The organism is Flavobacterium sp. LMO6 (genome assembly GCF_009495795.1).
Taxonomy (GTDB): Bacteria; Bacteroidota; Bacteroidia; order Flavobacteriales; family Flavobacteriaceae; genus Flavobacterium.
The window spans coordinates 59,130-72,840 of the sequence record NZ_WIBH01000008.1; the positions used below are offsets into that span (position 1 = coordinate 59,130).

Consider the following 13,711-nt stretch of genomic DNA (forward strand, 5'->3'; position numbering starts at 1 on the left):
ATGAAATTATTAGAAGGAAAAGTAGCTATTATTACAGGTGCTAGCCGTGGAATTGGTAGTGGAATTGCTAAGGTTTTTGCAGAGCAAGGTGCAAATGTAGCATTTACTTACAGTTCGTCTGTAGAATCAGCAATGTCTTTAGAAAATGAATTAAATGCTTTAGGAATAAAAGCAAAAGGATACAAATCAAACGCAGCTGATTTTAATGAAGCGCAAAAATTAGTAGATGATGTAATTGCTGAATTTGGTACTATTGATGTATTAATTAATAATGCCGGAATTACAAAAGATAACTTGCTAATGCGTATGTCTGAAGAAGATTTTGATAAAGTTATTGAAATCAACTTGAAATCGGTTTTCAATATGACAAAAGCAGTGCAAAAAATCATGTTAAAAAACCGTAAAGGTTCAATTGTTAACATGAGTAGTGTAGTAGGAGTAAAAGGAAATGCAGGTCAAGCCAACTACGCAGCTTCTAAAGCAGGAATGATTGGTTTTACAAAATCTATTGCATTAGAATTAGGTTCAAGAAATATTCGTTGTAATGCTATTGCTCCTGGATTTATTGAAACTGAAATGACGGCTAAGTTAAACGAAGATGTAGTAAAAGGTTGGAGAGAAGCTATTCCGTTAAAACGAGGTGGAACTCCAGAAGATGTAGCAAATGTTTGTGTTTTCTTAGCTTCTGATATGAGTGCTTATGTAACCGGACAAGTTATTAATGTTGATGGAGGAATGCTTACTTAAATAGTTTATAAGTTTAACGTTTATAAGTTTAAAAGGTATTGCGTTTAGAATTATAGTTTATTAGTTTAAAAGTTGCGTTATGAGGGTTTTTAGTTTTGAAAAATTAATTGCATGGCAAAAAGGAAGAGAATTAGCATTATTAATTTACAAAACTACGAAGCGATTCCCTAAAGATGAAACTTTTGGCTTAATAAGTCAAATGAGACGTTGCTCAATTTCTATAGCATCAAATTTAGCAGAAGGCTCTGGTAGGAATTCATTTAAGGATAAAGCTCGATTTTCTGAAATAGCTTATGGTTCTTCTTTAGAATTATTAAATCAAGTAATTTTATGTTTTGATTTTGAATACATTAATGAAAATGAGTATAATCTAATACGTGAAAAAATTACAGAAGTAAATATGCTTATAGATGGTTTATACAAATCTCAATTGGCAAATATAAAGTAACTCTTTTAAACTTTTAACCGCATAAACTTTTAAACTATAAATGACAAATAACACAATCTTTCTTCTAATTCTTTCAGTACTAATAGCTGGATTATTGTCGTTTTACCAATATTTGTATAAAGTCAAAAATCAATCAAAATTGAATTGGTTTTTGACTTTTCTACGTTTTATTAGTCTGTTTTCTATCTTTTTATTACTCATTAATCCAATAATTAGTCGAAAAATTACTGAAATTAATAAAACGCCTTTACCTATAGTTATTGATAATTCTAAATCTATTTCCGAATTAAAAGCTACGGAAGAAGCGGGAGAATTGTACAAACAAATAGCTAAAAACAAACAAATTACTGAAAAGTATGATGTGCAATTGTTTTCGTTTGATAATGAATTTCAATCCTTAGAACAATTAGATTTTAAAGGAACTCAATCTCATATTGATGGTGTAGCTAAAAACTTAAAACAGTTATATAGAAACACAACTTATCCTGTTGTTTTATTTACCGATGGAAATCAAACGATGGGAAATGATTATGTGTTTAGTTTTCAGGAAAATACAAGTGTTTTTCCGGTTGTATTGGGCGATACTACTGCTGTGTTTGATTTAAAAATAAATCAAATAAATGTAAATAAATATGCTTTTTTAAAGAATAAATTTCCTGTAGAAGTGTTTTTGCAATACAATGGAAATCAGGCTATTTCAACCACTTTTTCCATTCAGAATGGCAATCAAACCATTCACAAACAAACCGTAACTTTTTCAAAAGATAAAAAAGCACAATCCGTTTCGGTTTTTTTAAATGCAGATAAAGTTGGGATTGCAAAATATACAGCCACAATTTCTTCTACTATAAAAGAGAAAAATACATTTAATAACACGAAATATTTTGCAGTTGAAGTTATTGATCAACGTAGTGAAATTGCTTTAATATCAGACATAAATCATCCCGATTTAAGTGTTTTAAAAAGAAGTATAGAAACCAATCAACAACGAAAAGTTTCAATTCTAAAACCAAACGATGTTAAGTCGTTACAAGATTACAATGTTTTGATTTTGTATCAGCCAAATGCTACTTTTAAATCTATTTTTGAGCAAAATAAAGTGGCTCAAATTAATACTTTTATCATTACAGGAACTACTACCGATTTTAATTTTCTAAATCAGGTTCAAGACGATTTGTTTTTTAAGATGTCGGCTCAAAAAGAAGATTATTTAGCAACTTTTGAAACGAATTTTAATTTGTTTTCTCAATCCAATATTGGTTTTGAAAATTTCCCTCCATTGGAGCATAAATTCGGACTAATTACTGCAAAAAATAATGTAAATACCTTACTTTCTGCAAGAATTAGAAATGTTCAAATACAAAATCCAATATTAACTTTTACCGAAAATGGAAGTAAAAGAAAAGCATTTTTGCTTGGAGAAAATATTTGGAAATGGCGTTTAGAAAATCATCTTACTAAAAAATCATTTGATGATTTTGATTTATTTACCGATAAGATTATTCAATATTTAGTTTCTAACGCATCCAAGAAAAACTTGAATGTTACTTACGAGAGCTTCTATAATTCGGGTGAAAATATTGAAATTACAGCTGAGTATTTTAATAAAAATTACGAATTTGATGAAAAAGCGCAATTGACTATTCAAGTCACTAATTCAAAAACAAAAGCAACTAAGAAATACGATTTATTGAAAGCTACTAATTCTTTTAAAGTAAATTTAGACGGATTAGAAGCCGGGAATTATTCATTTAAAGTTACTGAAAAACAATCTAATACTAATTTTTCAGGAACATTTGAAGTTTTAGATTTTGACATCGAAAAACAATTTGTTAATCCAGACAAAGCCCGACTAGAACAACTTGCGGCTAATACAAATGGAGCTGTTTATTATCCTAACCAAATAAATAATTTAGTTCAATTGTTAATTGATAACGATAATTATATTCCCACACAAAAAGAAATCATTAAAAAATCGCCACTAATCGATTGGGTTTGGTTACTTATTATTACAGTTTTATCGCTTGCAACAGAGTGGTTTGTTAGAAAATATAATGGATTATTGTAATAGCTGTATAGTTATTTTTCTTTGAAACAAATCTTCTTTTTCTAGAAAATTAATCCCTTCTTTTTCAATTAAGTTTCCATTATGGTTTGTATTATCGGCTAAACCACACCACGGTTCTATACATAAAAAGGGTGCATTTGGTTTGGTCCAAATCCCTACATAAGGAAAGCCTTCGTAAATAACTTTTAATACAAATTCGTTATTGTGTTTTAGTATAATTTCATCCGATTTTAAATGTTTAAAAACCAATGCATCTTTTTCAAAATGTAAATAATCCAATTTAATTTCTCCATTATTAGCTTCAATTTCTCGAACTGAGTTGTCAAATTGCTCATTATTCAATTCATGTGAAATCATGGTTTCAGTTTTATTAAAAACCAAACTATATTCAGAAAATGGATGATCGATTGCAAATGCCGGATGTGCACCAATTGAAAAAGGCATCGAATCTTCAGATTTATTATAAACAGAATATGTAATTTCTAAACCTTTTTCGGTTAGTTTGTAATTCAGAAGTAATTCAAAATCAAACGGAAATAAAAGTAATGTTTCTCTAGAACTTACTAATGAAAGACTAACAAAGTTTTCTGTTTGTGAAACTATTTTAAAATCAAAATTTCTGGCAAAACCATGTCTTGGTAAATTGTAGCTTTTATCCTGATATGTAAAAGTGTCATTTTTTAATCGACCCACTATTGGAAACAGAATAGGAGAGGTTTTGTTCCAGTACGTTTCATCAACTGTCCAAATGTAATTTTTAGTTTTGCTGTTTAAACTAATTAATTCGGCACCAAACGTATTAATTGATGCCGAAAAAGTAGTATTTGTAATGCTTATAATCATAATTAATCTTCTGCTAATCCTTTCCAGTTTCTAATAATTTTTGATAAAATAAACAATACAATAATAGCCACTATAAAGTTAATGGTAAACATATCTGCAACATGTTCTCTTAACCATTCGTATTCAGGTGATGTGTAATTATAATTATATTGATATTCAGTTCTTAAATAATATTCTTGTATTAAAAAGTATACAATTGGCACTATAGCAACAAATGACCACAAGAACAAATTTAATGCTATTCGGCTCCAATGTAGGCTTTTTTTACCAAAATAAATGAAGAAAAAATATAATATTACCCCTAAAATAGTAAATAGCATTAAGTAAAAATATAAATTACTACCTCTTGATAATGCAGTAAAAATGCCATAAATAATATTTAAAACTCCTGTAATTACTATTGCTATTAGCCAACTTTTTCCAGAAGTTACTCTAAATGAGAAAACTAATAATGCTAAAGCTAAAGCTCCATATAAAAAAGCAAGTATGGCTTCAAAATCAAAAAAGTCTTCTGTATGAGCATCAGAAACAGTATCGTATTTCTTTTTTAAGACATCTTGTTGAACAAAATATTTAGAATATTTTTTTTCACCATCTCGCACTTTTACAGCATAATCATAATTGTTATAGGAATAAGAATCTTCTGTTTCGTACTCTCTTAAATAAGGCTGAATAAATAGATATTCATAAAATTCTGGTGCTTTGTACGTTATTTCAAACCATTTATTAGCAGTTAAATTAGTTGCTAAGTTATGCTCTTGTATAAGTTTTAAATAATCGGCTTGTAATTTTTGAACTGCACCGGCATTGTTATTAAATAACCAAGTTTTAACTTCAATTCTATTTAAAGAATCTTGTTCATTAGAAATTACTGAAAAATCAAATGTATTTCTATTTAATAATGAATATTCATCGTATTTTTTTCCTTTAAATAGGATGTAATCTTTACGAACATATGCATTACCGGCCATTTCAACAGCTTCAACAGCATATTCAGTATTGTTATAATTTTGATTTGATTTTTCTTGCGGAATCACATTTCCTAAACTATCAATTAATCCAGAAGCTAAAGAATCTAATTCGGTTTGAGCAAAACTTCCATCAATAAAATAATCTGCAGTACTAATGGTTTTACATCTTTTTGTTGTTTCTTCTAAAGAAAAATAACTTTTTTGATGCCATTGTTTAGCAACTGAAAACGGAATATAAAATGTAATAAGCAATAAAATAATTGTGAATATTTGCATTAATTCATAAAACAAACTGTATTTTGATTTGCTGTAAAAAGATTTTAAAGAATTGTTTTTTAGATAATTAACTAACCATAAAATAAATATTACGATGATTATTAAAACACCAAACATTATTGATGTTGCCTTAATGTCAATATTATTTCGATTAGAAAAGTCGATAGTTCCGTCTATATAGCCTAAGCCAAAAAAGATAAGATGAAGTAATAATCCAATTGCTATCATTGGAATAAATTTTGTATTCCAAAGTAACGGATATTTAAGAAGTAGTGTTTTTTGTATATTTTTAAACATGATATTTTATTTTTTAGTTCACAAAAAAGCGACGTGTTGAGTTTGAAATATTTCGCATATAGGTTAAAGGAATTGCTTGATTGATAACAACTTTTAAGAAATCATTCATTTCAATATTTTCAGGAAAAGTAGCAATAAAAGTTCCTCCGTTTTGTTCTAGCGAAATCATATTTGCAGCAGCAAAAGCTTGTTTTAAATCACTTAAATTTAATGAACTTTCAAACTCAATAATACAATTTTTAGCAACATCATTTTCGGTATTTAAATTTTTCTGAGATCCTCGTTTTAAGAAAACTACCTGATTTGATGTTTTTTCTACCTCATACAATTGTTGCGAACTTAATACAATGGCAATAGGTCTAAAGGCAGAATTGGCAATGTTTCTAAAATCATCTAAAATGGTTTGTTGTGCTAAAATATCTAAGTTTGCCAATGGTTCATCTATTAATAAAATTTTTGGTTTTCGAAGTAACATCCTTGCCAATTCAAAGCGCATTTTGTAACCAGAAGATAAATTGTTCCAGTAATGCTTTCTAAATTTTCGCAATCCTAAACGCGTGATTACTAAATCGACCACCAAATTATTTTCTTCAGGCGAATAGCCGTAGCAACTAGCAGTAAATTCTAAATTCTCATACATAGAACCCCGCCAAGTGTCCGTTCGTTGTGGAATGTAGACTAATTTTGTTCGCAAATCATACAAATCATCGTATTGAAATTGGTAATTTATGGTTCCAGATGTTGGATGTAATTCACCACATAAACTGCGAAGTAAAGTAGTTTTTCCGTTTCCGTTTTCACCAACTAAACCTATAATTTCACCTGTTTTGATGTCTAAATTTATTGGACCCAATCCAAAAGATGCATTGTAGACTTTTTGTAAATTATGAACAGAAATAATGGTTTGATGGTTATGACATTCTTTTTTGCTTAAAAAGTCGTGAAGTTCATCTAACAGGGGTTTCAAGCGTGTTTTTTTATCTTCGTCTTCTTGTTCATTTTTATCTAACCAATTCAAAAATTCATTGGTTTTAATATAAAAATCAATGTTTTCAGTATCTAAAGTAAAATCGATTACTCGTTTTATGGTTTGATTGAAGTCATTAAATTCGAGAAGTTCTTGTACTTCATGGAATTGTTTTTCAAATTCGGTCATATCTTTTATTTTATAAAATTTCGTTTAAGTATGCTATAAATTACAGTATCGGTAAATTCATTGTTGTAATAAAAATTCTCTTTAAAATGCGCTTCTTTTACAAATCCATTTTTTATTAAAACACTTTCAGAACTTGCATGTCTCGAATCAATTACAGCTTCAATCGAGTGAAAATCCAAGGTGTTGAAAGCAAAATCTAATAACGTTTTCACCGCTTCTGTTACATAGCCTTTTCCCCAATGTTCGGGTATAATCATATAGCCGAGTTCGGTTCTAAAGTGCTCAGGTTGTGTTCTGTAAAACCCCATAATTCCAATGCATTTATCGTTTTCTTTTTCGGTTACCGCCCAATTGATGTCGAGGTTTTCGTCTATTTTGTCGTTAATCATTTTAATGTGAGCTAAAGCACCTTCTATATTTTCAATCAAAGGTCTCGGAATATATTGCATTGTTTTTGTATTTCCTCTAAGAACTAAAACTTCTGGAGCATCTTTATCTGTTAATTTTCTAAAACGTAAACGTTCAGATTCTAGTATTGGAAAAGGTGAAAAGTTAAGTTGTTGTAACATTATTTTATTTAATTTGAATCTTGTTATTGGGCTTGAAATTGCTCTTGGATAGCTTTATCGTGTCTTTTACTAAATAAAATCAACATACTAATTGCTCCAATAGTTGCATACAACATATCTGATTGAGTGTCCCAAACGTAGCCTTGCGTTCCTAAAAAAGCATCGCCACCATCTCCAGTACATAAAGAAACACCCCATTCTAACCATTCGTATGCTGCACTAATTGCTAAACAAATACTAACGATAACGAAGTTAAAGAATCTAGGATTGGAAATTACATTTTTTCTAATAAATAATTCTCTGGTAATCATGGATGGAACAAAACCTTGTGCAAAATGGCCCACTTTATCATAATTGTTTCGTGTTTGATCAAATGTTTCTTTTATCCAATCAAACAAAGGGACTTCTGCATATGTATAATGTCCACCAAGAAATAAAATATAACAATGAATAAGAATAAAGAAATAAGTAAAATTTGTAAATGGGAACTTTTTATAAGTAAAAGCCAAAATCAGGAAACCGATAATTGCAGGTAAAACTTCTAAAAACCAAGTAAAGTATTCTTTAGGATAAACTCCGGAAATTACTAACCCAACTATAAATAAGAGGGAGTAAAGTTGTATTTTTTTCATTTAGTTGATTTTATTCATTAAAATCTAAGTCTTTATTATGGGTTTCGTCTATTGTTAAGGTGGCATAAATACCTAGTCCAAAAGCAAATACTCCCAGAATGCAAGCTGCAATAATTACGCCATTATTAATTTTAAGACTATCAAAGGCTATTAACATAACAGGGACTAATCCTCTAACCATATTTGGAATGGTCGTTGTAGCTGTACTTCTAATATTTGTTCCAAATTGTTCAGCTCCAACCGTTACAAACATAGCCCAATAGCCAGTTCCTAAGCCTAACCATGCACAATAAAAGTAATACATGTTTTCTGTTTTTGTTCCGCCAAAAAGCATTAAACCAATTCCTACAAGTGTAAACAGCATCATGTAGAATATAGCTTTCTTTCTAGAATGAAGCCAATGCGAAATAAAACCGCTAGCAAAATCTCCTATAGAAATTCCAACATAAGCCCACATTATAGCTTTTCCGGGTTGAATTGAATCAATTCCTAAAACAGGTGCAAATTGATTGCCCATTACTGCTAAAATTCCAATGCAAAACCAGGTCGGTAATCCAATTGCAATACACTTTATGTATTTTACAAAGCGATTCCAATTGGTAAAAAACGAAAAGAAATTCCCTTTTTTAATATTACTGTCGTGTCTAATATCATTGTAAATGCCCGATTCTGCTACACTTATTCGCAATACTAAAAGCATTAATCCTAAAGCACCTCCAATAAAATAGGCAATAGTCCAATCTCCAGCAAGTTCAACTGTTAGTTGCGCTACCACTGCTCCAAGCAAACCAAAACCAGCTACTATGGAAGTTCCAATAGCTCGTAAATGTTTTGGTAACGATTCAGACACTAAAGTAATTCCGGCTCCAAGTTCACCAGCCAAGCCAATTCCCGCAATAAAGCGCAACCAGGCATATAACATGGTTTTGTCTTCAACAGGAAAATGAGGTAAGAAACCACAAGCAATATTAGCTATAGAATAAACTAAAATAGATCCAAATAAAACAGAAAGACGCCCTTTTTTATCACCTAAAACTCCCCAAAGAATTCCTCCTAAAAGCAAACCAACCATTTGAAAATTCAGAATTAATGTTCCTGCCGTGTCTATGTCTAAATTTAAATCTTTTAAACTTGGAACACGAACAATTCCAAAAAGTAATAAATCATATATGTCAACAAAGTAGCCTAATGCAGCTACAATTACAGGAAAAGACAACAAATGTTTTAATTTTTCTTTAGTTGTGAAATTTGACATTTATGAAGTTTTGTTAGTTAATTTGGTAAAAATAAATATTATCTGAATAAAATTGAATTGGTTTGAAATTTAAATTTAACATTTTTACTAGAGTTAGCTTAACAAAGTTGTTTTGTTTTGTGTTAATTCTTTTGTGTACTTACAATTTGAATTACTAAATTTGAAATAAAAATTATGATGAAAAAATATTATGTATTGTTTATGATGCTTTTAGGTGGTTTTGTTTTTTCGCAAACCGACGCTAGAGTTTATGATATCATAACCGAAGTATCATCTAAAAGAATTGAGAATGATATTAAATCGTTAGCCAATTTTGGAACAAGAAATACATTTAGCGATACTATTTCTACTAAAAGAGGAATAGGCGCTGCAAGACGATGGATTAAATCTGAATTTGAAACTATTTCAAAAAATTGTTCTAATTGCTTAGACGTTTTTTATCAAAAAGATTATGTAACCACAAATGATGGTGAACGCGTTCCAAAAGACACATGGATTGTAAATGTTGTGGCGGTTCAAAAAGGCACAAAAAACAGCAATCGTTACGTGATTATGACAGGTGATATTGATAGCAGAAATTCAGATCCAATCGATTTTACTAAAGATGCTCCTGGTGCAAATGATAATGCTTCTGGAATGGCAGGAACAATTGAAGCTGCAAGAGTTTTATCGAAGTATAAATTTGATTATAACATTGTATATCTAGGATTATCGGGCGAGGAGCAAGGTTTGTTTGGTGGAAAAGGTTTTGCCGAATACGCAAAAAAGAATAATTGGGATATTATTGGAGTTCTAAACAATGATATGATTGGAAATATTGAAGGAGTTGATGGTGTGATTGATAATCGAACTTTTAGAATATTTTCTGAACCAACACCTATTACAGAAACGGAAAAGGAAAGAAATAACAGACGTTTTTATGGTGGAGAAGTAGATGGTATTTCACGTCAATTAGCAAGATACATTCATAAATTAACCACTACCTATATGTCTGAAATGAATCCGATGATGGTGTATCGATTGGATAGATTTGGAAGAGGAGGACATCATAGACCTTTTAATGATTTAGGTTTTTCGGGTGTACGAATTATGGAAGCACATGAAAATTATAATCGCCAACATCAAGATTTACGAACTGAAAATGGAATTAAATATGGTGATGTTATTGAAGGTGTTAATTTTGAATATGCAAAAAAATTAACTGCTGTAAATGCAATTACATTAGCCAGTTTAGCATGGGCAACACCTGAACCTAAAAATGTAAAAATTGGAGGTATTGTGCAACCCAACACCAAATTAAAATGGGATAAGGTTTCTGATGAAAATATAATTGGATATAAAATTTATTGGCGCTTAACCACTTCACCACAATGGGAATTTAGTCGTTTTGTAGGTGATGTAGATAATTTTGAACTGGAAGGAATTGTAATTGATAATTATTATTTTGGAGTAGCTTCTGTTTCTAAATCTGGTCACGAGAGTGTTGTGGTATTCCCAAATGATATTATAAGAACTACTTTTAAGAGAAAGTAATTTTAAAAAAAAGAAACACCGATTAAACTTTAACCGGTGTTTCTCAAACTAAAACAATCTAACTCATTTTAACCCATGAATTAAGGGGTTTTATGGTGGTTTTAAATTATTTCACTAATTCACTTTCATTTCTAAAAACCAATTGACCATCAAAACTGTCTAATAAAATAATGCTGTCAACAGTTACTTTTCCTGCTAAAATTTCTTTTGAAAGTTGGTTTAAAACTTCACGTTGAATAACTCGTTTTACTGGTCGTGCGCCATATTGTGGATCGTAACCTTTCTGAGCTAAATAATCTATGGCTTCTTGAGTTGCATCCATCGTGATGTTTTGATGCGCTAACATTTTAGTTACACCTTTTAGTTGTAAACTTACAATTTGTTTAATATTGGCTTCAGTTAAGGGTGTAAACATTACAATTTCATCTATTCTATTTATAAACTCAGGTCGAACGGTTTGTTTTAACACACCTAAAACTTCTATTTTTGCGGCTTCAGTAGCGGCTTCAATTCCACCTTTTAAATTATCGAATTTTTCTTGTATAATAGCGCTTCCCATATTGGAAGTCATGATGATGATTGTATTTTTAAAATCCGCAACACGACCTTTGTTATCTGTTAATCGACCTTCATCTAAAACTTGTAATAATATATTAAAAGTATCAGGATGAGCTTTTTCAATTTCATCTAATAATACTACAGAATACGGTTTTCTTCTTACCGCTTCAGTCAATTGTCCGCCTTCGTCATAACCCACATATCCCGGAGGAGCTCCCACTAATCTGCTTACAGAATGGCGTTCTTGGTATTCACTCATGTCAATTCGAGTCATCGCGTTTTCATCATCAAATAAATATTCGGCTAATGCTTTTGCTAATTCTGTTTTACCCACACCAGTAGTTCCTAAGAACAAGAACGAACCGATAGGTTTTTTCATGTCTTGCAAACCAGCACGACTTCTACGAACAGCATCACTTACGGCTTCAATAGCTTCTTCTTGTCCCACAACTCTATGATGCAATTCGTCTTCCAATTTTAAAAGTTTTTCTCGTTCACCTTGTAGCATTTTCATTACGGGAATTCCGGTCCATTTGGCTACAACTTCGGCAATATCTTCTCGAGTAACTTCTTCTTTTATTAAAGAGGTTCCCGATTGATTTTCAGCTAATTGTATTTGTAAAACATCTAGACGTTCTTGTGCTTCTTTAATTTTTCCGTAACGAATTTCGGCTACTTTTCCATAATCACCATTGCGTTCTGCTTGTTCTGCTTCGGTTTTAAAATCTTCAATTTCTTGTTTTACGTTTTGAATATTATCTACCACATCTTTCTCAGATTTCCATTTGGTAAAAATTTCGTTTCGCTCTTCTTTTAAATTAGCTAAATCTAAACCTAAAACTTTCAATTTGGTTTCGTCATTCTCTCTCTTAATAGCTTCCATTTCAATTTCCAACTGCATAATTTTTCTATCCAAAACATCCAATTCTTCTGGTTTTGAATTGATTTCCATACGCAATTTAGAAGCCGCTTCATCCATTAAATCTATTGCTTTATCTGGAAGAAAACGATTGGTAATATAACGTTGTGATAATTCGACAGCCGCAATAATAGCATCATCTTTAATACGCACTTTATGATGGGTTTCGTATTTTTCTTTGATACCTCGCAAAATTGAAATTGCACTTTCAGTATCGGGTTCATCGACTAAAACTTTTTGAAAACGTCGTTCCAATGCTTTGTCTTTTTCAAAATATTTTTGGTATTCGTCTAAAGTTGTTGCTCCAATGGCACGTAATTCGCCACGAGCCAAAGCAGGTTTTAAAATATTAGCAGCATCCATGGCACCTTCGCCACCACCAGCGCCAACAAGTGTGTGAATTTCATCAATAAAAAGTACGATATCGCCTTCGGCAGAAGTTACTTCTTTTACCACTGCTTTTAATCGTTCTTCAAACTCTCCTTTGTATTTTGCCCCAGCGATTAAAGCGCCCATATCTAATGAGTAGACAATTTTGTCTTTTAGATTTTCTGGAACATCACCATCAACAATTCGGTGTGCTAAACCCTCAGCAATGGCTGTTTTACCAACACCAGGTTCACCAACCAACATTGGATTGTTTTTGGTACGACGGGTTAGAATTTGTAACACACGGCGAATTTCTTCATCACGACCAATAACAGGGTCGAGTTTACCGCTTTTTGCTAATTCGTTAAGGTTTTTAGCATATTTGTTTAGTGAATTGTATGTTTCTTCTGCTGAAGCTGATGTTACACGTTCTCCTTTTCGCATTTCGGAAATTGCAGCTTCTAATCCGTTGTAAGTAGCTCCTTGATCTTTTAAAATTTGCGCGACTTTACTCTTTGATTTAAAAATAGCTAAAAGTAAATGTTCGATAGAAACGAATTCATCATTCATCTTTTTAGCAATGATTTCCGCTTCGTTCATCGCAGTTCCTGCATCGCGAGAGAATTGCATTTCTCCTCCAGATACTTTTGGAAAACTTTGAATGGTGCTATCTAATACCTTTTTGAAGAGCTCAATATTAATGTTGAGTTTTTTCAAAATGAAAGGTGTTACATTTTCATCTACTTCTAGAACGCCTTTAAAAATATGTTCGTTTTCGACTTGTTGTTGTCCAAAACTTTGAGCAATTTGCTGAGCTTGTTGCAAAGCTTCTTGCGATTTGATTGTAAATTTGTTGATGTTCATAGTTGCTTTGTTTTTGTTGCTTACTATATGAATCGTCAATATGTATTCCAATGTTAATAATCGGTCAATATGACTGATTTTGAATGGTTTTATATTTAAAATAATGTCAAAATGACTTAAAAAGTGTCATTTTTTTGAATTTTAAATTCTCGTAAGCAAAAAAAAAGACAGTATTTTAATACTGTCTTTAATTCTTAATCTATATA

At 30.9% G+C, this 13,711-nt stretch carries 11 protein-coding genes; 4 read left to right on the forward strand and 7 right to left on the reverse strand.

The window, feature by feature from the left end; genetic code table 11:
* From fabG to GFJ99_RS09560, 3 genes are all read left to right on the forward strand, one after another.
* Positions 1–747: a 3-oxoacyl-[acyl-carrier-protein] reductase gene (fabG, locus tag GFJ99_RS09550; protein ID WP_008257427.1), complete on the forward strand. Its 747-nt coding sequence runs from the start codon at positions 1–3 to the stop codon at positions 745–747.
* A gap of 79 nt (positions 748–826) precedes the next feature.
* The gene (locus GFJ99_RS09555) at positions 827–1,195 is read left to right on the forward strand and encodes a four helix bundle protein (protein ID WP_008257428.1); all 369 of its coding nucleotides are present in this window, start codon (positions 827–829) and stop codon (positions 1,193–1,195) included.
* A 40-nt stretch (positions 1,196–1,235) separates the two neighbouring features.
* Positions 1,236–3,263 carry a hypothetical protein gene (locus GFJ99_RS09560; protein ID WP_153208511.1) on the forward strand — a complete coding sequence of 676 codons (2,028 nt, stop codon included), beginning with the start codon at positions 1,236–1,238 and terminating at the stop codon, positions 3,261–3,263.
* On the opposite strand, the gene GFJ99_RS09565 is transcribed toward GFJ99_RS09560, so the two are convergent.
* From GFJ99_RS09565 to GFJ99_RS09590, 6 genes are read right to left on the reverse strand one after another with little or no spacing between them, the layout of a single operon-like run.
* Positions 3,255–4,106, reverse strand: a complete 852-nt coding sequence (locus tag GFJ99_RS09565) for an aldose 1-epimerase family protein (RefSeq protein ID WP_153208512.1) — start codon at positions 4,104–4,106, stop codon at positions 3,255–3,257. The two genes, GFJ99_RS09560 and GFJ99_RS09565, sit on opposite strands and share 9 nt — an antisense overlap.
* Before the next feature lie 2 nt (positions 4,107–4,108).
* A complete protein-coding gene (locus GFJ99_RS09570) occupies positions 4,109–5,650 on the reverse strand; it encodes a hypothetical protein (protein ID WP_153208513.1) in 1,542 nt (513 codons plus the stop codon).
* A 13-nt stretch (positions 5,651–5,663) separates the two neighbouring features.
* Positions 5,664–6,806: an ATP-binding cassette domain-containing protein gene (locus GFJ99_RS09575; RefSeq protein WP_153208514.1), complete on the reverse strand. Its 1,143-nt coding sequence runs from the start codon at positions 6,804–6,806 to the stop codon at positions 5,664–5,666.
* Positions 6,807–6,811: 5 nt separating this feature from the next.
* Positions 6,812–7,375, reverse strand: a complete 564-nt coding sequence (locus tag GFJ99_RS09580) for a GNAT family N-acetyltransferase (protein ID WP_153208515.1) — start codon at positions 7,373–7,375, stop codon at positions 6,812–6,814.
* A gap of 23 nt (positions 7,376–7,398) precedes the next feature.
* Positions 7,399–8,007: a DUF2238 domain-containing protein gene (locus tag GFJ99_RS09585; RefSeq protein WP_153208516.1), complete on the reverse strand. Its 609-nt coding sequence runs from the start codon at positions 8,005–8,007 to the stop codon at positions 7,399–7,401.
* A 10-nt stretch (positions 8,008–8,017) separates the two neighbouring features.
* Positions 8,018–9,262 (reverse strand): MFS transporter, encoded by a 1,245-nt coding sequence (locus GFJ99_RS09590; protein WP_153208517.1) that lies wholly within the window; start codon positions 9,260–9,262, stop codon positions 8,018–8,020.
* 177 nt (positions 9,263–9,439) lie between these two features.
* Between GFJ99_RS09590 and GFJ99_RS09595 the strand changes: the two genes are divergently transcribed.
* Positions 9,440–10,795: a M28 family metallopeptidase gene (locus GFJ99_RS09595; RefSeq protein ID WP_203228784.1), complete on the forward strand. Its 1,356-nt coding sequence runs from the start codon at positions 9,440–9,442 to the stop codon at positions 10,793–10,795.
* A 106-nt stretch (positions 10,796–10,901) separates the two neighbouring features.
* On the opposite strand, the gene clpB is transcribed toward GFJ99_RS09595, so the two are convergent.
* On the reverse strand, positions 10,902–13,505 hold the full coding sequence (gene clpB / locus GFJ99_RS09600) for an ATP-dependent chaperone ClpB (RefSeq protein WP_153208519.1): 2,604 nt from the start codon (positions 13,503–13,505) through the stop codon (positions 10,902–10,904).
* Positions 13,506–13,711 lie beyond the last annotated feature (206 nt).

What these genes read in the sequence shown, in the direction of transcription:
- fabG (WP_008257427.1), top strand. Translation starts at nt 1, where the DNA reads ATGAAATTATTAGAAGGAAAAGTAGCTATTATTACAGGTGCTAGCCGT.
- GFJ99_RS09555 (WP_008257428.1), top strand. Translation starts at nt 827, where the DNA reads ATGAGGGTTTTTAGTTTTGAAAAATTAATTGCATGGCAAAAAGGAAGA.
- GFJ99_RS09560 (WP_153208511.1), top strand. Translation starts at nt 1,236, where the DNA reads ATGACAAATAACACAATCTTTCTTCTAATTCTTTCAGTACTAATAGCT.
- GFJ99_RS09565 (WP_153208512.1), bottom strand. Translation starts at nt 4,106, where the DNA reads ATGATTATAAGCATTACAAATACTACTTTTTCGGCATCAATTAATACG.
- GFJ99_RS09570 (WP_153208513.1), bottom strand. Translation starts at nt 5,650, where the DNA reads ATGTTTAAAAATATACAAAAAACACTACTTCTTAAATATCCGTTACTT.
- GFJ99_RS09575 (WP_153208514.1), bottom strand. Translation starts at nt 6,806, where the DNA reads ATGACCGAATTTGAAAAACAATTCCATGAAGTACAAGAACTTCTCGAA.
- GFJ99_RS09580 (WP_153208515.1), bottom strand. Translation starts at nt 7,375, where the DNA reads ATGTTACAACAACTTAACTTTTCACCTTTTCCAATACTAGAATCTGAA.
- GFJ99_RS09585 (WP_153208516.1), bottom strand. Translation starts at nt 8,007, where the DNA reads ATGAAAAAAATACAACTTTACTCCCTCTTATTTATAGTTGGGTTAGTA.
- GFJ99_RS09590 (WP_153208517.1), bottom strand. Translation starts at nt 9,262, where the DNA reads ATGTCAAATTTCACAACTAAAGAAAAATTAAAACATTTGTTGTCTTTT.
- GFJ99_RS09595 (WP_203228784.1), top strand. Translation starts at nt 9,440, where the DNA reads ATGAAAAAATATTATGTATTGTTTATGATGCTTTTAGGTGGTTTTGTT.
- clpB (WP_153208519.1), bottom strand. Translation starts at nt 13,505, where the DNA reads ATGAACATCAACAAATTTACAATCAAATCGCAAGAAGCTTTGCAACAA.